The following is an 18998-nucleotide window of genomic DNA, read 5'->3' on the forward strand; positions in this document are numbered from 1 at the left end:
CTGTCATCAAACCGTCATACGGGCTGGCTAAACTTGCCGCATGAGCAAGCCCAGCACGCATACCGCCCCGCGCACCCACCGATTCCTCGCGCTGCTGTGGCCCGCGCTGGCCGTGCTGGCCTGCGCCGCGCTGTGGACCGCCGCCCTGCTGCGCGCGAACACCGAGCAGCGCCGCGCCGAAGAACAGGCCTTCAAGGAAGCCGACGCCTACGCCGAAGCCTACGAGCAGTACGTGACGCGCTCGATCGCGCAGATGGACCAGATCACGATGCAGCTCAAGCACAGCTGGGAGCACTCGCACAACCGCGCCCTGGTCGAGGACATGCGGCGCGACGGCATGTTCACCGACAGCGCCTTCCTCGCCGTCGGCGTGATCGGGCGCGACGGCCGGCCGGCATCGACGAGCGGCATGCGGCCTGGCCTCGATACCGATTTATCCGGCGCCGCCTTCTTCCGCCAGCACCGCGATAACAACTCCTCCGCGCTGCGCATCGCCATGCCGCCGCCGGAGCTGGGCATGCGCGGCGCGGTGCTGTTCACGCGCCGCCTCGATACCGGCGACGACGAATTCGACGGCGTGCTGCTGATGGCGGTCGATGCCGCCTATTTCACCTCCTTCGTCAGCTCGCCGACTCTCGGTGCGCACAGCCTGCTGGCGCTGGTCGGCAGCGAGGGCGGCTTGCGCATCGAGCAGGACAGCCAGGGCGTCGTACGCACCGATACACGCGCTTCGCTGCTGCCGGCGAATGCCGATCGCTGGCCGGTGGCGCGCGGCGTGCAACTAGTCGATGCGAAAGCAGGGCAGGCCGGCTTCGGCGACGGCCGCGCGCGCGTGCTGGGCTGGCGCCGTTCCAGCGCCTATCCGGTGGTGGCGCTGGTCGCGCTGTCGCACGAAGCCGTGCTGGCCGGTGCAGACGCCTACTGGCAGGACAGCCGCACCTACACCTCGATCGCCACGGCGGTGCTGCTGCTGATGGCCGGTATCGCCACCATGCTGTCGCTGCGGGCCGCTGCGCGGGCGCGCGAGCAGGACGAAGTGGCGCGCGCCTACCGCACCGCCACCGAGAGCGGCAACGACGGCTTCTACATGGTCGCGCCGCTACGCGACCGCAAGGGCCAGATCCTCGATTTCCGCATCGTCGACTGCAATGAGCGCGGCGCCTTCTTCTACGGGATGACGCGCGAGCGCCTGGTCGGCAGCATTGTTTCGCAGTTCGATCACGGCCTCGGTTCGGCCGAACTGATCGCGACCTATCGCCAGGCGATGGCGACCGGCTTCCACCAGGAAGACCGGCGCATGCCGGAGCTCGTCGCGTCCGAGGGCAGGCAACTGAACATCCGCTGGGGCCACCGGCGCCTGGTGCGGGTCGGCGACGGCCTGGCCGTCACCCTGCAGGACATCAGCGAACGCAAGGAACACGAAGTGCAGCTGGCGCGCCTGGCCAACGAGGACAGCCTGACCGGCCTGCCGAACCGCCACTGGTTCCTGCACTTCGTACCGTCCGCGCTGGCGCAGGCGGAAGCGAAGGGCCAGGGCCTGGCCCTGCTGTTCATCGACCTTGACGAATTCAAGCAGGTCAACGACTCGCACGGCCACGCGGTCGGCGACCGCCTGCTGAAGGCCGCCGCCACCCGATTGCTGTCGCAGCTGCGTCCGGGCGACCGCGTGGCGCGCTTCGGCGGCGACGAGTTCATCGTCCTGCTCAGCCCCTTCGACACCGACGAGCAAGTCGCCATGGTGGCACAGCGCATCATCCAATCCTTCAGCAAGCCCTTCCAGATCGACCAGGAGCAGCACGCGATCGGCGCTTCGGTCGGCATCAGCGTGTACCCGCGCGACGGCAAGGACGCCGCCACCCTGATCCGCCACAGCGACATCGCCATGTACGCCGGGAAGAACGAGGGCAAGGGCCAGTACCGCTTCTTCGAGCCGGCCCAGTCCACGACCCTGAAGACCCGCGCCCAGCTCCGCCAGCGCCTGCTGGAAGCGATCGAGAAGCGCCAGTTCGTGTTGCACTACCAGCCGCGCGTCGACACCTGCAGCGGCGAGCTGCTGAGCATGGAGGCGCTGCTGCGCTGGGAGCATCCGCAGCTGGGCATGATCCGTCCCGACGAATTCATTCCGCTGGCCGAAGCGAGCGGCCTGATCGTGCCAATCGGCGCGATCGTGATCGACCAGGCCTGCGCCCAGCTGGCAACGTGGTCGGCGCAGGGCCTGCCGGCGGCGCCGGTGTCCATCAACGTCTCGCCCAAGCAGTTCCTGCGCGGCGGCGTGCGGAGAGAACTGGCCGAGGCTTTGGCGCGCCACGCTGTGCCGGCGCGCCTGCTCGAGGTCGAGATCACGGAGTCCGCGATGATGGGCGACCAGGATGAGATCCTGGCCGAGCTGGCGGCGATCCGCGCACTGGGCGTCAAGCTGCACGTCGACGACTTCGGCACCGGCTACTCCTCGCTGTCGCAACTGCAGCGCATGAAGATGGACGTGCTGAAGGTCGACCGCTCCTTTACCGCCGAGCTGGGGCGCTCGAAGGAGGGCACCGTGTTCTTCCAGGCGATCGTCTCGATGGCGCACGCGCTGGGCATGGAGGTGGTGGCCGAGGGCGTGGAGAATGCGGACCAGCTGGCGATCCTGCGCACGCTGGGCTGTAACGAGGTCCAGGGCTATCTGGTGGCGCGGCCGATGGCGGCGGAGGCGATGGCGCCGCTGCTGGCGCGGCGGTTTTTGTTTGATGAGAGGCTGGCGGCTTGAACTGAGGCCGGCGGCCGAAAAATGTCGTCCCCGCGAAGGCGGGGATCCAAGTTTTGTTTGAGCAGCCGAAACGCATGCAAACTTGGGTTCCCGCCTGCGCGGGAACGACGGTCTGCTAACTACCCAGCAGGCTCCCCGTACGCCAGGCCGTGCCTCCGGCGATCTTACAGACATGCATCCCGCGCAGCAGGTGCCGGTGCGCCGTGCTGGCAAACAGAACACCGGACTGCGTACAGCGCAGCGTGCTCACCTTGCCGCTGACCGGGTTGACGATGTCGGCGACGGCATCGCCGGCCTGCACGCGCTCGCCCAGCTTTTTCAAAAACACCAGCACGCCCGAGTGCGGCGCTGCGATCGGCTCCACGCCTTCCAGCGGGGTCGGCTCGGCGATCAGGGCCGGCAGCGGCGCGCGTTCGAGGTCCAGCACGCCCTGGATCGCCAGGTATTGCAGCAGGCCCTGCGCGTCCTTTTCGGCCAGGTCGTAGCGCACGTCCATCTCGCCGCGCAGCTCGACGGTCACGGCGACGCAGCCCATCGGGATCGGCGTGTCCGGCCCGAAGTGGTCGGCCAGCTCCCACCACAGGCGGCTGCAGGCTTCGTCGAAGGGTTCGCCGCCGGACTCGCGCGCCAGCAGGGTCGCGTGCGCCCCCAGCAGCGCCGCCAGCGGCTTGACCTGATCGGCCAGCGGCGTGCCGCAGTAGAGGTGCAGCACGGCCTCGTTATCGCAGTGCAGGTCGAGCATGATGTCGGCGTCGATGGCCATGCCGAGCAGGGTCTTCTTGAGGTCCTGGGTCGGATTGTCGGTCTTCCAGTCGGCGACGGAGCGGCGCGCATGCTCGCGCACCAGGACTGCGTTGGCCTGCGGGTCCGCGCCCAGCTTGTCCTTCAGGGATGCCTTCAGGTCGGCGGCGGCGTGCTTGTAGAAGCGGTTGAAATTGTGGCCGCTGGCGAGGTCGTAGCGGCCGAAGGGGGCGCCGTGGACGACCTGCGACAGGCCGATCGGATTCGCGGCCGGCACCAGGATGATCTCGCCCTTGATCCGGCCCTCGGCTTCGAGGCGCTCCAGCTCGCGCCGCAGCACGTGGGCGACCAGCATGGCCGGCACTTCGTCGGCGTGCAGCGAGGCCTGGATGTAGACCTTTTTGCCGGTGCCAGGTGTACCGAAGTGGTAGGACGTCAGCTGGAACGTGGCGACGTTGTCTTCGGTCGCGATCGGGTGGGACATGGACTGCATGCTTTTTCTCTCTCCATTCGGCGAAGCGCCATTATGAATGAGAACCGTGCGCGGCCACGTCCCGTTCCGATGGATCAGCCTTTGCGGCGGCGCGCCGCGGCAGCACCCAGCACGCCCAGGCCCAGCAGGGCCAGCGAGGCCGGTTCCGGGACGTCGGAAGGCGTCGCCGGGTCGGTGATGGTGATCGAGCCCCACACCGGACCGGTAAAGTGAAGGTCGTCGCCGATGCTGCCGCTGACGGCCAGGAAGCCCCAGTCCTGGCCCGCTTCCAGCTCCAGCGCGAAGGTCTTGTGCTCGACCTTGCCGTCGGTATCGCTGGCCAGCAGGGTGCGGGTGGCGGTGCTGCCCTGCCAGATGTACAGGTTGGCGGCCGAGCCATCCCACGCCGTATTGGTGATCAGGTCGATGCCCAGGGTCAGCGAGCCGGCAGTAGCGGCGGTGGTCTTGAACACATAGGTCTGGGTCGGGGTGCCCATCCAGAAGCCCGCGCCCAGATATTTGTAGGACAGGGTATTGCCGGTCACCGAGACGTCGCTGACGTATTCGGCGACGTTCCAGCTGTTGTCCTGGTCCCAGACGCCGGTCCAGGTCTGGCCCAGTGCACCCTTGTCCGTGACAGGAACGTCGGTCCAGACGATATCGGCCGATGCCGGCAGGGCCAGCGCGGTGAGGGAAGCGGCCAAGGCCAGGGAGGTGATGAAGCTCTTCATGCTAATTCCTGTATTGATAGAAACGATGTTTGCAATTAAGCAAATTTCATGCCTTCAAGGAAAATGTCAGAAAAAACAAACGCTTAAGTTTGCATTGGGAACCGCAGTGTAAAGTCTGCCGACAGGCGCTGCTATAATGTCGCCCTTTTCTCCTGTCACACGACCGATCATGTCCTCCGATACGCCCACCAACAGCCAAGGCCGTCCGATGCTCTACGACCCGACCGAGCACCGCATCCGCAGCTTCGTCACCCGCGCGGGACGGCTGTCGACCGGGCAGGCGCGCGCGCTCGAGGAATTCGGGCCGAAGTTCATGATCGAGTACCGCAAGGAAGCCTTCGACTTCCACGCGCCCTTCGGCCGCAAGGCGCCGCTGGTGCTGGAAATCGGCTTCGGCATGGGCGACACCACGGCCCACATCGCCAGGGCCATGCCGGACACGGATTTCGTCGGCGTCGAAGTGCACACCCCGGGCGTGGGCAGCCTGCTCAAGCAGATCGGCGAACAGGGCATCGAGAACCTGCGCCTGATCCAGCACGATGCGGTCGAGGTGCTGAACAACATGATCGCCGACGGCTCGCTGTCCGGCGTGCACATCTTCTTCCCGGACCCCTGGCACAAGGCGCGCCACAACAAGCGCCGCCTGATTCAGCCGCCTTTCGTCAAGCTGCTGTGCGAAAAGCTGGCGCCGGGCGGCTACATCCACTGTGCCACCGACTGGGAAGACTACGCGGTGCAGATGCTGGAAGTGCTGGGCGCCGAGCCGATGCTGGCCAACACGGCCGAAACCTATGCGGAAAAGCCGTCCTACCGCCCGCTGACCAAGTTCGAGAACCGCGGCCTGAAGCTGGGCCATGGGGTGTGGGACCTGGTGTTCACCAAAAAATGATTTACGTCGGCCCCGCGCAGGCGGGGCTCGTCGTTCGTGCGCCCGGATTCGTCGCTCGTCCCATTTTCATAGGCGGTTCAGCCAGCCCTGCCTAGACTGTGATCGTTGCTATATATTAACGATCACGGGAGGGCATCATGCTGCGCAGGTTTGCGAACTGGTACACGGAGTGGGAAGACGAAACGCTGGCCGTCCTGGCGCAGCCGGAGCTGGCGGAAACCCTGCCGCCGGGCTACCGCAAGCGCCAGGCGCTGAAACTGGCGAAGATGCCGCTGGTGCAGCGCAAGCAGCTGCAGGCCTTTACCGAGAAATACCGCGGCGCGCGCATGGCCTGGGCGCTTGCCAGGCTTTCCCTGGTGTTCAGCCTGTGCGGCGTCCTGCTGCACTTTTTTGCGCAGGACATGGGCTTCCTGTTTTCGATGTTCATCGCCAACGTCATTGGGTTTTCGGTCACCGCCGCCGTGGTCGGCGCATGGTACGACTACCGCCGCCTGACCCAGGAAAAAGGCAAGCTGCTGCTGGCGATCCTGGGCTTCAGCGTGTTCGCCGCCGTCACCTCGACCGGCCTGTCCATGTGGATGAAAGGGCAGCCGCTGGGCCATGCCATGGAAAGGGTGTCGCATTTCACGGGTGGCGTGCTGGCCGGCGCACTGACCATCATGATTCCGGCGCTGATCATCAGTATCCTGCGCAACCGCCAGTACGAAACCCTGAACCTGCAGCTGCAGCAGGAAGCCGAGCAGGCGCGCCTGGCGCGCGAACTGTCCGAATCCCAGCTGCGGCTGCTGCGCGCCCAGATCGAGCCGCACTTCCTGTTCAACACCCTGGGCGCCGTGCAGCAACTGGCCCAGCACGGCGCGCCGCGCGCCGCGGAACTCACCAGTAACCTGATCGACTTCCTGCGCTCCAGCATGCGCGACATGCGCAGCGAGCAGGTGTGCCTGGCCGCTGAATTCGGCCTGGTCGAGTCCTACCTGAAGGTGATGCAGGTGCGCCTGGGCGAACGCCTGCGCTTCAGCCTTCAGCTGCCGCGCGCCCTCGAGGAGGTCCAGCTGCCGACGATGATCCTGCTGACCCTCGTCGAAAACGCGATCAAGCACGGCATCGAGCCGGCCCTGCGCGGCGGCGAGGTGACGCTGTTGGCCGAGGCGGTCGGCGGCGCCGTGCGGATCCGCGTGCAGGATGGCGGCGTCGGCATGAGCACGCTCCCGGAGCCGGACGGCGGCGGCGGTACCGGCCTCGATAACGTCCGCCACCGCCTGCGCCTGGCCTACGGCGGCGCGGCCTGCCTCGAACTGCGCGACGGCGAGCCGGGCCTGATCGCCGACCTGAGCATCCCTTTGAAAGACCCATGCGCATGAACACGAGCATCCTGGTGGCAGAAGACGAACCGCTGATGCGCGAGCGGCTGCTGGAGATGCTGGCGCAGGCCTGGCCGGAAGCGCGGGTCGTCATGGTGGCGGAAAACGGCAACGATGCCTGGGACGGTTTTCTCGAGCACGAGCCGGACGTGGTCTTCCTCGACATCCGCATGCCCGGCCTGTCGGGCCTCGAAGTGGCCGAGCGCATCGGCGCCATGGCCCACGTGGTGTTCGTCACCGCCTACGACCAGTATGCGGTGGACGCCTTCGACGCCGGCGCGGTCGATTACCTCCTGAAGCCGGTGCAGATTGACCGCCTGGAGCGGGCGCTGGCGCGCTTGAAATCCAAGCTGGCGCAGCCGCCCGCGGACGGCGCCTCGATGGGCGAGCTGCTGCGCCACCTGAAAACCGCGCTGCCGGGCGTGCGCCAGGAACGCACCAAATGGATCAAGGCCAGCGTCGGCCGCCAGGTGCGCGTGATCGACGTCGACGAGGTGCTGTTCTTCCAGTCCGACACCCGCTACACCCGCATCGTGCTGCGCGACTACGAAGCGCTGGTGCGCACGCCGCTGAAGGATTTATTGAGCACGCTGGATCCGGACCGCTTCTGGCAGATTCACCGGGCCACGGTGGTGAACGCGAATGCGATTGCCGCGGCGGAGCGGATCGATGCCGAGCGGATGCAGGTTCTGGTGAAGGGGAGTGAGGAGAAGCTGGCGGTGAGCCGGACCTTCGTGCACTTGTTCAGGGAGTAACTGGGAAACGACGAATGATCAAACCATCTCGGTGATCATTGCGACAATCTCGTCGCCGTAGGACGTTAACTTCTTCGCGCCCACGCCGGACACCACGCGCAACTCGTCCAGCGAGGTCGGCTTGACCTTGGCAATCTCGCGCAGTGTCGCGTCGCCGAAGATGATGAAGGCGGCCACACTGTGCGCCTTGGCCGTCTCCAGTCTCCACCAGCGCAGCTTCTCGAAGATCTTCTGCTCGGCCGGCGACAGGTCCATCTCGACATAGCCCTTGGTGGGGCCGGCCTGGCGCTTCTGCTTGACCGGCTTCTGGTACTGGCGCAGCTCGACCTTGCGCTCGCCCTTCAGCACCGGGCGCGCCGCTTCGGTCAGCTTCAGCGAACTGAAGGCGTCGTGGTCGACCGTGATCAGGCCCAGCGCGATCACCTGGCGCACGATGGCGCGCCATTCGTGCTCGCTGCGGTCGGCGCCGACGCCGTAGACGGTCAGGCTGTCGTGATGCCACTGCGTGATGCGCTCGGTCTGCACGCCGCGCAGCACGTCGATCACGTGGCCGGCGGCGAAGCGCTGGTCGACGCGGTAGATGGCCGACAGCAGCTTCTGCACCGGCACGGTGGCATCGAAGGAAACCGGCGGGATCAGGCAGGTATCGCAGTTGCCGCAGGGGCCGGAGCGCTCGCCGAAATATTCCAGTAAACGCATGCGGCGGCAGCTGAGCGTTTCGCACAGGCCCAGCATGGCGTCGAGTTTCGAGCCCAGCACGCGCTTGAAATTCTCGTCGGCGTCCGACTCGTCGATCATCCGGCGCTGCAGCACCACGTCCTGCAGGCCGTAGGCCATCCAGGCATTCGAGGGCAGGCCGTCGCGGCCGGCGCGTCCGGTCTCCTGGTAATAGCCTTCCAGGGACTTCGGCAGGTCGAGGTGGCAGACGAAGCGCACGTCCGGCTTGTCGATGCCCATGCCGAAGGCGATGGTCGCGACCATCACGATGCCGTCTTCGCGCAGGAAGCGCGCCTGGTTATCGGCGCGCAGCGCGTAGTCCATGCCGGCGTGATAGGGCAGGGCGCGGATGCCGTTCTCGTTGAGGAATTCGGCGGTCTCCTCGACCTTTTTCCTCGACAGGCAGTACACGATGCCGGCGTCGCCGGGGTGCTCGGCGCTGATGAAGTCCAGCAGCTGCTTGCGGCCGTTGGTCTTCTCGACGATGGCGTAACGGATGTTCGGCCGGTCGAAGGACGACACGAACTGGCGCGCCTCGTCCAGCTGCAGGCGCTGGGCGATCTCGGCGCGCGTGAGCTGGTCGGCGGTGGCGGTCAGCGCGATGCGCGGCACGTGCGGGAAGCGCTCGTGCAGGATCGACAGGCGGATGTACTCGGGACGGAAATCGTGGCCCCATTGCGAGACGCAGTGCGCCTCGTCGATCGCGAACAGCGCGATGTGCGAGTCCTCGAACAGGTCTAGGCAGCGCTGCGTCATCAGGCGTTCGGGCGCCACGTAGACCAGGTCGATCTCGCCGGTGCGCACCAGGCGCTCGATGCGCAGCGTCTCTTCGAAGGTCTGCGTGGAATTCAGGAAGGCCGCGCGCACGCCGACTTCGGCGAGGGCGTCGACCTGGTCCTGCATCAGCGCGATCAGCGGCGAGACCACCACGCCGACGCCATCGCGCACCAGCGCCGGGATCTGGTAGCACAGCGACTTGCCGCCGCCGGTGGGCATGAGGACGAGCGCGTCGCCGCCATTGGCCACGTGCTCGACGATCTCGGCCTGTTGCCCGCGGAAGGCGGGATAGCCGAATACCGTCTGCAGGATGTGCAGGGCGCTTTGCTGGATGTCGCTCGTCATGATGTTGCTTCGTTCAGTCCAGTGCCTTGGTTAGTCGACCCAGTTCACCCAGCCGAAGTGCGCGGTGACGAGGATGACAATACCGAACACGATACGGTACCAGGCGAAGCCCGTGAAGTCGTGCGAGCTGATGAAGCGCAAGAGCCAACGGACGCAAAGGAAGGCGGAAATGAAGGCCGCCACGCCGCCGACCAGGAACAGCGGCAGGTCGCTCATGTGCAGCTCGTGGCGCGCCTTGACGACCGAATACACGGTAGCCGCCAGCAGGGTCGGGATCGCCAGGAAGAAGGAGAATTCGGTGGCCGCCTTGCGCGACAGGCCGAACAGCATGCCGCCGATGATGGTGGCGCCGGAACGGCTGGTGCCCGGGACCAGCGCGAAGCATTGCGCACAGCCGACCTTGAAGGCGTCGAGCATGTTCATGTCGTCGACGGTCTCGATGCGGTGCGAGCCCGGCAGCACTTTATGGCGGCGTTCCGCCCACAGGATCACGAAGGCCCCGACGATGAAGGCCAGCGCCACCGGGACCGGGGCGAACAGGTGGGCCTTGATCGCCTTGCTGAACAGGAAGCCCAGGGCCGCGGCCGGCAGGAAGGCGACGATCAGGTTGAGCACGAACTTCTGCTGGCGCGCATCCGACGTCAAACCGCCCAGCACCGTGGCGATGCGCGCGCGGTATTCCCACATCACTGCGAGGATGGCGCCGGCCTGGATGGCGATCTCGAAGACCTTGGCGACTTCGCCCGTGAAATTGATCAGGCTGCCGGCCAGGATCAGGTGGCCGGTGGAGGAAATCGGCAGGAACTCGGTGAAGCCCTCGACGAGGCCCATGATGATCGCTTTCAGGGCGAGAATGATGTCCATGAAGTTTTATTAAGGATGTTATTGTGGTCGGAACGGGGAAGGGGGCTGCTCGGTGCGACGGAACTGCGGCAGGCCGCAAGCTTACCATGCCGGGACCGCCTGCCGTCGAGTTACCCGGTATCATTTTTCCCGCCTTGTCAGGCGGTCAACCGCTCCAGCTCGCTCAGGAAGAACATCGCCTGCCCGCTTGAATCGCCGCACATCTCGTGGGAGGGCTGCAGGCCGCCGCACACCCTGGGCCGCGCCGGCTGCCCGAAGATCCTGCAGCCGTTGCGCTCGTCGAGCTGGACGCAGCGCACGCCGGCCGGCTTACCGTTCGGCATGCCGGGGATGGGGGAGCTGATCGAGGGCGCAATACAGCAGGCGCCGCAGTCGGGACGGCAACTGGCGGGTTCGGGCGGGACATTCATCCTGTAAGTATACTACCGGTAGCTTGACTACCCCCAGCCCCCGGTCTATATTTCCTGACTCAACAGTTAGTTGTCGGACAGAAGCATGCCATGCCCATTTGATGCCAAGCCACGCTGGGAGCGCCGTAAAGACGCGCGGCCCCAGGAGTTGCTGGAGGCAGCCATCGACCTGTTCGTCGAACGTGGCTACGCCGCCACACGCCTGGAAGACGTCGCGCGCCGCGCCGGGGTCTCGAAAGGCACGCTCTACCTGTACTACGAGAACAAGGAAGAGCTGTTCAAGGCCGTGGTCCGCGGCAGCATCGTGCCGGTCATCGGCGATGCCGAAACCTCCGTCGCCGAATTCGAAGGCCACAGCGCCGACCTGCTGCGCCACGTGATCCATTCCTGGTGGCAGCGCCTGGGCGCGACCAAGGCATCCGGCATCATCAAGCTGGTCATGGCCGAAGCCGACAACTTCCCCGAACTGGCGTGCTTCTACCAGGAAGAAGTCATCAACCGCGGCACCGCTGCCATGGCCAGCATGCTGGAACGCGCCATCGAACGCGGCGAGTTCCGTCCCATGGACATCACCCTGATGACCCAGGTGCTGGTGGCGCCCATGCTGATGCTGATCACCTGGAAGCATTCGGTCGGCCCCTGTCCGCGCGCCGAGCTGGAACCGCTGGCCTTCCTCGACACCTTCCTCGACATGGCCCTGAACGGCCTGCTGCCGGCCAGGGACTGCGCAACGCGGCCGGCCGCGGCGTGAGCATATTGTCGAGTCAGGACGCCTTTTTCCGGCGTTCATCCCTCCTAAACTGCAGACTGTCGCAATTTCCCGTGGTCCCGGGTGCCATATCGCTAAGATGTGTTCCCGAGGCCGTTCAACGATAAAATATCGGATTATTTAATTTCTCGCCGAGTAACAACATGAATATCGAACAAGCCCGCTTCAACATGATCGAACAGCAGATCCGTCCATGGAACGTGCTGGACACCGACATCCTCGACCTGCTGCACGTGGTCAAGCGCGAACAGTTCGTGCCGGCCGCGTACCAGAACCTGGCGTTCGCGGATGCCGAAATCCCGCTGCCGGCTGGCGAGGCCATGCTGAACCCGAAGCTTGAAGCGCGCATCCTGCAGGAAATCGGCCTCAAGAAGCATGAGACCGTGCTGGAAATCGGCGCCGGCTCGGGTTACATGGCGGCCCTGATGGCGCACCGCGCGGCCAAGGTCACCACCGTGGAAGTGAATCCCGAGATCAAGGAACTGGCCGAGAAGAACCTGGCCAAGGCCGGCATCAGCAATGTGTCCGTAGAACTGGGCAACGGCGCTGCAGGCTGGGACAAGGGCGCACCCTACGACGTGATCGTGATCTCGGGCGCACTGGAAGTGCTGCCGGAAGCCTTCCTGAAGCAGGTGAAGGTGGGCGGCCGCATCGCAGCGATCGTGGGCGAGCCGCCGGCCATGGAATTCAACATCGTCACCCGCACCGGCGAAAACAGCTGGAACACGGTGAAAGTGTTCGAGACCAACGTGAAGTACCTGACCGGCGCGCCGGCAGTCTCGCACTTCCAGTTCTAAGACGATGCAGCACGTAAGCGCTCCCGAACTGGCGGCCTGGCTGGCCGACCCGTCGCGCCCGAAGCCGCTGCTGCTCGACGTGCGGGAAAACTGGGAATTCGAGACCTGCCACATCGACGGTTCGAAGCAGATCCCGATGAACCTGATCCCGATCCGCGTCGGCGAGCTGGAAGATGACCAGGAAATCGTCTGCGTGTGCCATCACGGCGCGCGCAGCATGCAGGTGGCGGCTTTCCTGGAACGTAACGGATTTGAAAAGATTACGAATTTGACAGGCGGCATACACGCCTGGGCCGTGCAGGTCGATCCATCGATGCCGAAGTACTGATGTACTGAGCATTCGGCGGCCTGTGTCCTTTGACTATTGATGACTCCGACGGAGAAAGTAATGCAGAAACCCCTCATCGCCGTGCTGTTGGCCAGCGCGTTTTTCTCGCTCAACGCCCAGGCGGCCGATCTGCTGCAGGTGTACCAGCAGGCGCTGGCGAATGACGCGACCTATGCGAGCGCGCGCGCTTCCGCTGCCGTGGGCCGCGAACGCGTCCCCCAGGGGCGCGCGGGGTTGCTGCCTACTGTCGGCATCATCGGTAACGTGACCCGCGCCAAGGGCGAGAGCACACCGTGGAACGTCGGCACGCCCTTCAAGGACGACGACGGCGTCACCCAGTTCGTCGAAGGCGGGGGAGCCACCACGACCCAGAAGCAGTACACGGTCCAGCTGTCGCAGCCGCTGTTCCGCTGGGACCGCTGGGAAACCTACCAGCAGAGCAAGCTGCAGCAGTCGATTGCCGAAGCCCAGTTCGCCCAGGCCCAGCAGGACTTGATCACCCGCGTGGCCCAGGCCTACTTCGACGTGCTGGCGGCCCAGGACACCCTGGCCTCGACCCGCGCCCAGAAGGAAGCCGTGACCGAGCAGCTGGCCTCGGCGAAGCGCAACTTCGAAGTCGGCACCCAGACCATCACCGACACCCATGAAGCCCAGGCCGCCTACGACCTGGTGATCTCGCAGGAGATCGCCGCGGTCAACGACCTGGAAAGCAAGAAGACCGCGCTGCAGGCCATCATCGGCACCCCGCCAGCCGCGCTGGCCACCCTGCGCACCGGCGTCAACCTGACCGCGCCGCAGCCGATCAACGTCGACCAGTGGGTCTCGGCCGCCGAGAACCAGAACTACGCCGTGTCGGTGGCCCAGCTGCAGCTGGAATCGGCCAAGCGCGAGATCTCGAAGCAGCGTGCCGGCCACCTGCCGACCCTGGACCTGGTGGCGAGCTCGCAGCATACGAACCTCAGCGGCCAGACCAACCAGTCAGGCCGTTCGAGCAACAACGCGATCGGCATTTCGTACAACATCCCGATCTTCAGCGGCTTCGCCGTCACCAGCCGCGTGCGTGAATCGATCGCCCTGGAAGACAAGGCCAGGAACGACCTCGAAGCGAACCGCCGCAACGCCGCCCTGGTGGCGCGCCAATCCTTCCTCGGCGTGAACTCGGGCCTGGCCCAGGTGAAGGCGCTGGAAGCGGCCGAAGTGTCGAGCAACTCGGCGCTGGAATCGAACAAGCTGGGTTACCAGGTTGGCGTGCGCATCAACATCGACGTGCTGAACGCCCAGCGCCAGCTGTACCAGACCCGCACCGACCTGGCCAAGGCGCGCTACAACACCATCCTGGCCGGCCTGAAGCTGAAGGCGGCTGCCGGTTCGCTGCGCGAGGAAGACCTGCTGCCGGTGAATGCGCTGCTGTCGCAGCCGTAAGCGGTTCCACCGCTGACGTAAAAAACGGCGCCGCGGCGCCGTTTTTCGTTGATGGCGGACGCTTACGCCGCCTTTTGCTCCAGCTGCGTACGCCACGCGATCAGCTCGGCAATCGTCAGGATCGGATAGCCGCGCTCGCGCGCAAAGCGTTCGATGCTTTCCCCGCGCATCATGCTGCCGTCTTCATTCATCAGCTCGCACAGCACGGCGGAGGGCTGCAGGCCGGCCAGGATGGACAAGTCGACCGAGCCTTCGGTATGGCCTTTGCGGCCCAGCACGCCGGCCGGGTTGGCGCGTAGCGGGAACACGTGGCCCGGACGCACCAGGTCATCGGGCCGGGCGTCCGGCGCAATGGCGGCGCGGATGGTGGTCACGCGGTCCTGGGCCGAGACGCCGGTGGTGACGCCTTCGCGCGCTTCGATCGAGACCGTGAACGGGGTGCCGTAGCGGCTGCCGTTTTCGGGCGCCATCGGCGGCAGCTCGAGTGCGCGCACTTTGCTGTCGGACAGGCACAGGCAGACGATGCCGCTGCATTCGCGGATCATCACGGCCATGGTCTCGACGGTGAGCTTTTCGGCGGCGACGATCAGGTCGGCCTCGTTCTCGCGGTCGAAGTCGTCGAGCAGGATCACGGGAATGCCCGCGCGCGTGGCTTCGAGGGCGGCGGCGATGCGGCCTTGGAGGTCGCTGCTTTCGAGGGTGAAGGTGTTGATGGTGGTACTCATTGTGAGACGCTCCTCGCGAAATAATAAAAGGAACGCATCAGGGCAAAGCGAAACGGCGCGGCACTGCATGCCGATAGCGGCAGCAGGACGCGTTATGACGCACATCTTCTTTCATCCGGACTATACCGTCGGCCCTGGCTTCTCACCAGGTCTGCTGACCCTGCAGTTTGACACTGCAGGCGCTCGCGGGCTCGGCCGTGATGGCCATACCGCCGGTGGGGAATTGCACCCCGCCCCGAAGACGTATTGGTTGTTTGCCTGCTTTCACACAGGCGAAGACGATTGTAGCAGGGCCGGCAAAAGCCTGCCGGCCGCCGCTTTTAGCTGCTCAGACCGCCGCCGCCGGCATTGTCGGCACGCTCGATCAGCTCGACCTTGTAGCCATCCGGGTCGGTAATGAAAGCGATCACGGTGCTGCCGCCCTTGACCGGGCCCGGCTCGCGGGTGATGTTGCCGCCGGCTGCGCGCACCTGCTCGCAGGTTTTGTAGATGTCTTCGGTCGAGATCGCGATGTGGCCGTAGGCGGTGCCCATCTCGTACTTGTCGGTGCCCCAGTTGTAGGTCAGCTCGAGCTCGGCGTGGTCCGGGTTGTTGCCGTAGCCGACAAAGGCCAGGGTGTACTTGTACTCGGTATTCTCGCTGGTGCGCAACAGCTTCATGCCCAGCACCTTGGTGTAGAAGTCGATGGAGCGCTGCAGATCGCCGACGCGTAACATGGTGTGCAGGAGGCGCATTCTTGTTCCTTGGTAGAGATACGGTGAAGCTGGAATTTTATGCGCTCGGGAGAATTCCTGCTGACGTAGGGTGGGCACACCGTGCCCACGTCGATGCCGGCCAGATGCAAGCGTCACGCGTGGGCTCGGAGAGCCCACCCTACGAAATTACGACTGCAGCTTCGCGTCCAGCGTGATCTCGGCATTGAACAGCTTCGACACCGGACAGCCTTCCTTGGCCTTGCGCGCCGCTTCCTGGAAGGCCTGCTCGCTGGCGCCCGGAATGGTGGCGACAAGCTCGAGGTGGACCGCGGGAATCGCGAAGCCGCCGTCGGCCTTGTCCAGCGAGACAGTGGCCGTGGTTTCCAGCTTTTGTGCGGTCATGCCGGCCTCGCCCAGCTGGGCCGACAGGGCCATCGTGAAGCAGCCGGCGTGGGCCGCCGCCAGCAATTCTTCCGGATTGGTGCCGGCGCCGTCTTCGAAACGGGTATTGAAGCCGTACTGGCTCTGGTTCAGCACGCCGCTCTGGGTCGAGACCGTGCCCTTGCCGTCTTTCAGTCCGCCGCTCCAGACGGCGCTTCCCTTACGCTTGATCATGTGAGTATCTCCTTTTGCTCATTTGATTGCTCATTTGCCTGATGAGGCCGGCGTGATCCGCCACACCACGTTACCGACGTCATCCGCCAGCAGGATCGCGCCCTGCTTGTCGACCGCGACGCCGACCGGTCGTCCATAGGCTTTGTCGTCCTTGCTCAGGAAGCCGGTCAGCACGTCCTGCGGCGGGCCGCTCGGCTTGCCGTCGCTGAAGGGGACGAAGACCAGCTTGTAGCCGGAATACGGCCTGCGGTTCCACGAACCGTGCTGGCCGACTAGGGCGCCGTTTCTGAACTGCGGCATCAGGCTGGCGTCGTAGAAGGCCAGGCCCAGCGAGGCCGTGTGCGCGCCCATCGCGTAATCCGGCGATATCGCCCTGGCCACCATCTCCGGCCTCGGCGGCTTGACGCGGGTATCGACGTGCTGGCCGTAGTAGCTGTAGGGCCAGCCGTAGAAGGCGCCGTCCTTCACCGAGGTGATGTAGTCGGGCACCAGCTCGTTGCCCAGCTCGTCGCGCTCGTTGACGGCGGTCCACAGCAGCTTGCTTTGCGGGTGGAAGGCCAGGCCGTTCGGGTTGCGCAGGCCGGAAGCAAAGATGCGCGCCTTGCCGCTGGCAATGTCATATTCCCAGATCGCGGCGCGGCCTTCTTCGGCCGCCATGCCGTTCTCGGCGACGTTGCTGTTCGAGCCGACGGTCACGTAGAGCTTCTTGCCGTCTGGCGAAGCAGCCACGTTCTTGGTCCAGTGGTGGTTGATCCCGGCCGGCAGGTCCATCACTTTCACGCCCTGGCCGCCGAGCGTGGTCTCGCCGGTCTTGTACGGGAAGCGCCACAAGGCGTCGGCATTCGCGATGTACAGGTCGCTGCCGGCCAGGGTCATGCCGAAGGGCGAATTCAGGTTCTCCGCGAACACCGTTTTCGATTCCGCCGTGCCGTCGGCCTTCACGCCGCGCAGCAGGATGATTTTATTCGGCGATTCGACGCCGGCGCCGGCGCGCTTCTGCACCAGTTTTTGCACCTTGGCCTTGATGCCCGGCTCCTTCGGCGCATTGACCGGCTTGTTGCTCTCGGCAACCAGCACGTCGCCGTTCGGCAGCACGTAAAGCCAGCGCGGGTGCTCGAGATCGCTGGCGTAGGCGGTGGCCGCCAGCCCGGCCGCCGGGGTCGGGTGCGTGCCCTGCGGCCAGGCCTCGGCCTTCGCGATGTGGACCGTCGGGATGAGCGTGTGCTCGGGCGCCGGCAGGGTCGGATTCGGACCGAAGCCCGGCGCATAGCCGCCGGCGGACAGGGGCGGGGAGACGGGCTGCTGGGCACACGCACACAGGCTCGCGGCGCCCAGCAGGGCCGCCGTGAGAGTGCGCGGGGTCATTCTTTTTTTCCGTCGTTGCCCAGGCGGGCGGCATCGTGATCGCGCATGTCGCGATGGCGTTCGGGCTGCGGTTCAGCCTGGCCGGTGGCGCCCGGTTTCGGGTCGACAGCCTGCTCGATGCCGGGCGTGCCGCGGCCTTCGTAGTTCTCGGTATCGACCAGGCCGTTTTCCAGATCGGAAGCCGCTTGCTGGATGATGCCGCGCGGCTTGATGCCCTGGCCGTCCGGCGATTCGTCGCGCTCGTGCGGTTCGCGCTTGTAGTCCTGCTCTTCGATCTTGCGGTCGGTGTTCACGACGCGGTCTTTGGCTTCTTCTACCATAGCAATTCTCCTCAAGCATGCTCACATTGCTTAAAGCCTAACGCGCAGCCTGAAAGCGGGTCGCGCAATTGAATACAAAGACAGTGATGCTTTTTTGCAATTAAATAGCTAACATGCTGGTTTGTGTGCCGTTTGCCGGGAATTGCCGTGAACTCTCAAGTCGACCTCCACCATACCGCCAGCGACTGCCCGAATTGCGGGGCCCATGTGTCCGGGAACTTCTGCCACGAATGCGGCCAGGAGACCGTGCTGCATCCGCCGAGCACGCGCGAGTTCCTGCACGAATTCGTCGGCCATTACGTGGCGCTGGAAGGCAAGCTGCTGCAGACGATGAAGCTGCTGCTGCTCAAGCCCGGCCAGCTGAGCCTCGAATACATGCAGGGACGCCGCGTGCGCTACATCGAGCCGCTGCGCGTCTACCTGACCTTCAGTCTGATCTTCTTTGCCGTGTTTAAGTTCATGGGCGAGGATCATCACATCGGCGGCGTCAAACTCGACGGTGCCCCAGTCGTCAAAGTCGACCCACAGGACAAGAAGAAGGCCGCGTCCACGCACCCGCCCGCCGCGACGGCCGCCAAGCCGGACGAGGACGAAAGCGACGATCCGCCGGCGATGGACAAGGTGCGCGCCGAACTGCGCAAGGACGAGGCCCTGCAGGACGTCAAGAAGGACCTCGGCAAGGACAATGCGGGCATCGTCGAGACGATCGAAAAAATCGCCAGCGCCGCAGCCGACGACGATGGCGCAAAGCTCAAGAAGGTCTTCTTCGGCTCCGCGCCCTATGCGGTGTTCGCGATGATGCCGCTGTTCGCCCTGTACCTGAAAATACTTTACCTGGGCACCGGCAAGCGCTACGGCGAGCACCTGCTGTTCGCGCTGCACACGAATGCCTTCGCCTTCCTGATGCTGACCCTGCTCCTCGTGATCCCGTCCGGCGTACCCTGGGTCGGCAAGCTGCTCGGCCTGTGGCTGACCTTCTACCTGCCCACCGCGATGCGCCGCGTGTATGGCGGCTCGCGCAAGATGACGGCATTAAGATGGATCGTGCTGATGTTCCTGCATCTGCTGACACTGACCGTTGCCATCTCCGTCACGGTCGGAGTCGGGGCGTCGCATTAAGTTCCGGTGAATCTTGCCGGATCTGCGCCGGC

19 protein-coding genes and 1 riboswitch are annotated in these 18998 nt (G+C 65.2%); of the genes, 9 read left to right on the forward strand and 10 right to left on the reverse strand.

Annotated features, from left to right (window positions below; translation table 11 throughout):
• The first annotated feature begins 40 nt into the window (after positions 1-40).
• On the forward strand, positions 41-2749 hold the full coding sequence (locus LQV39_RS13375) for an EAL domain-containing protein (protein ID WP_230026317.1): 2709 nt from the start codon (positions 41-43) through the stop codon (positions 2747-2749).
• Positions 2750-2864: 115 nt separating this feature from the next.
• Here LQV39_RS13375 and LQV39_RS13380 read toward each other — a convergent pair whose 3' ends face one another.
• Both LQV39_RS13380 and LQV39_RS13385 read right to left on the reverse strand, forming a co-directional pair.
• Positions 2865-3983: a succinylglutamate desuccinylase/aspartoacylase family protein gene (locus LQV39_RS13380; protein WP_230026324.1), complete on the reverse strand. Its 1119-nt coding sequence runs from the start codon at positions 3981-3983 to the stop codon at positions 2865-2867.
• A 74-nt stretch (positions 3984-4057) separates the two neighbouring features.
• Complete coding sequence (locus LQV39_RS13385; protein WP_230026328.1) at positions 4058-4693, reverse strand: PEP-CTERM sorting domain-containing protein; 636 nt, start codon at positions 4691-4693, stop codon at positions 4058-4060.
• Positions 4694-4901: 208 nt separating this feature from the next.
• Between LQV39_RS13385 and trmB the strand changes: the two genes are divergently transcribed.
• From trmB to LQV39_RS13400, 3 genes are all read left to right on the forward strand, one after another.
• Positions 4902-5582: a tRNA (guanosine(46)-N7)-methyltransferase TrmB gene (trmB, locus tag LQV39_RS13390; protein ID WP_230026810.1), complete on the forward strand. Its 681-nt coding sequence runs from the start codon at positions 4902-4904 to the stop codon at positions 5580-5582.
• Between the two features lie 137 nt (positions 5583-5719).
• Positions 5720-6943, forward strand: a complete 1224-nt coding sequence (locus LQV39_RS13395; protein WP_230026335.1) for a sensor histidine kinase — start codon at positions 5720-5722, stop codon at positions 6941-6943.
• On the forward strand, positions 6940-7698 hold the full coding sequence (locus LQV39_RS13400) for a LytTR family DNA-binding domain-containing protein (protein ID WP_230026342.1): 759 nt from the start codon (positions 6940-6942) through the stop codon (positions 7696-7698). Before LQV39_RS13395 ends, LQV39_RS13400 begins: the two co-directional genes overlap by 4 nt.
• Positions 7699-7716: 18 nt before the next feature.
• Here LQV39_RS13400 and recQ read toward each other — a convergent pair whose 3' ends face one another.
• The 3 genes from recQ to LQV39_RS13415 all read right to left on the reverse strand — a co-directional run bounded on the left by recQ (position 7717) and on the right by LQV39_RS13415 (position 10811).
• Positions 7717-9537 carry a DNA helicase RecQ gene (gene recQ, locus LQV39_RS13405; protein ID WP_230026349.1) on the reverse strand — a complete coding sequence of 607 codons (1821 nt, stop codon included), beginning with the start codon at positions 9535-9537 and terminating at the stop codon, positions 7717-7719.
• Positions 9538-9567: 30 nt separating this feature from the next.
• Positions 9568-10401, reverse strand: coding sequence for an undecaprenyl-diphosphate phosphatase (locus LQV39_RS13410; protein WP_230026356.1), 834 nt, complete (start codon positions 10399-10401; stop codon positions 9568-9570).
• A 137-nt stretch (positions 10402-10538) separates the two neighbouring features.
• Complete coding sequence (locus LQV39_RS13415) at positions 10539-10811, reverse strand: YkgJ family cysteine cluster protein (RefSeq protein ID WP_230026363.1); 273 nt, start codon at positions 10809-10811, stop codon at positions 10539-10541.
• Between the two features lie 85 nt (positions 10812-10896).
• Here LQV39_RS13415 and LQV39_RS13420 point away from each other — a divergent pair, with 85 nt between their 5' ends.
• The 4 genes from LQV39_RS13420 to LQV39_RS13435 all read left to right on the forward strand — a co-directional run bounded on the left by LQV39_RS13420 (position 10897) and on the right by LQV39_RS13435 (position 14127).
• Entirely contained in the window at positions 10897-11562 is a 666-nt protein-coding gene (locus LQV39_RS13420; protein ID WP_230026370.1) for a TetR/AcrR family transcriptional regulator, read from the forward strand.
• Between the two features lie 161 nt (positions 11563-11723).
• Positions 11724-12377: a protein-L-isoaspartate O-methyltransferase gene (locus LQV39_RS13425; protein WP_230026377.1), complete on the forward strand. Its 654-nt coding sequence runs from the start codon at positions 11724-11726 to the stop codon at positions 12375-12377.
• A 4-nt stretch (positions 12378-12381) separates the two neighbouring features.
• Positions 12382-12705, forward strand: coding sequence for a rhodanese-like domain-containing protein (locus tag LQV39_RS13430; RefSeq protein ID WP_230026384.1), 324 nt, complete (start codon positions 12382-12384; stop codon positions 12703-12705).
• A gap of 60 nt (positions 12706-12765) precedes the next feature.
• Positions 12766-14127, forward strand: coding sequence for a TolC family outer membrane protein (locus tag LQV39_RS13435; protein WP_230026390.1), 1362 nt, complete (start codon positions 12766-12768; stop codon positions 14125-14127).
• Between the two features lie 62 nt (positions 14128-14189).
• On the opposite strand, the gene ribB is transcribed toward LQV39_RS13435, so the two are convergent.
• The 5 genes from ribB to LQV39_RS13460 all read right to left on the reverse strand — a co-directional run bounded on the left by ribB (position 14190) and on the right by LQV39_RS13460 (position 17847).
• The gene (ribB, locus tag LQV39_RS13440; protein ID WP_374199426.1) at positions 14190-14852 is read right to left on the reverse strand and encodes a 3,4-dihydroxy-2-butanone-4-phosphate synthase; all 663 of its coding nucleotides are present in this window, start codon (positions 14850-14852) and stop codon (positions 14190-14192) included.
• Between the two features lie 99 nt (positions 14853-14951).
• Positions 14952-15099: riboswitch (FMN riboswitch) on the reverse strand.
• Between the two features lie 73 nt (positions 15100-15172).
• Positions 15173-15586 carry a lactoylglutathione lyase gene (gene gloA, locus LQV39_RS13445; protein WP_230026396.1) on the reverse strand — a complete coding sequence of 138 codons (414 nt, stop codon included), beginning with the start codon at positions 15584-15586 and terminating at the stop codon, positions 15173-15175.
• A gap of 147 nt (positions 15587-15733) precedes the next feature.
• Positions 15734-16162, reverse strand: coding sequence for an OsmC family protein (locus LQV39_RS13450; RefSeq protein WP_230026403.1), 429 nt, complete (start codon positions 16160-16162; stop codon positions 15734-15736).
• A gap of 30 nt (positions 16163-16192) precedes the next feature.
• Positions 16193-17527, reverse strand: coding sequence for a sorbosone dehydrogenase family protein (locus tag LQV39_RS13455; RefSeq protein WP_230026410.1), 1335 nt, complete (start codon positions 17525-17527; stop codon positions 16193-16195).
• Positions 17524-17847, reverse strand: coding sequence for a hypothetical protein (locus LQV39_RS13460; RefSeq protein ID WP_230026417.1), 324 nt, complete (start codon positions 17845-17847; stop codon positions 17524-17526). The genes LQV39_RS13455 and LQV39_RS13460 overlap by 4 nt, the downstream gene beginning before the upstream one ends.
• A 147-nt stretch (positions 17848-17994) precedes the next feature.
• Here LQV39_RS13460 and LQV39_RS13465 point away from each other — a divergent pair, with 147 nt between their 5' ends.
• Entirely contained in the window at positions 17995-18966 is a 972-nt protein-coding gene (locus LQV39_RS13465; RefSeq protein WP_230026420.1) for a DUF3667 domain-containing protein, read from the forward strand.
• The last annotated feature ends 32 nt before the right edge of the window (positions 18967-18998 follow it).

Origin of the sequence: Massilia sp. Bi118 (assembly GCF_918697865.1) — a bacterium.
Taxonomy (GTDB): Bacteria; Pseudomonadota; Gammaproteobacteria; order Burkholderiales; family Burkholderiaceae_D; genus Telluria.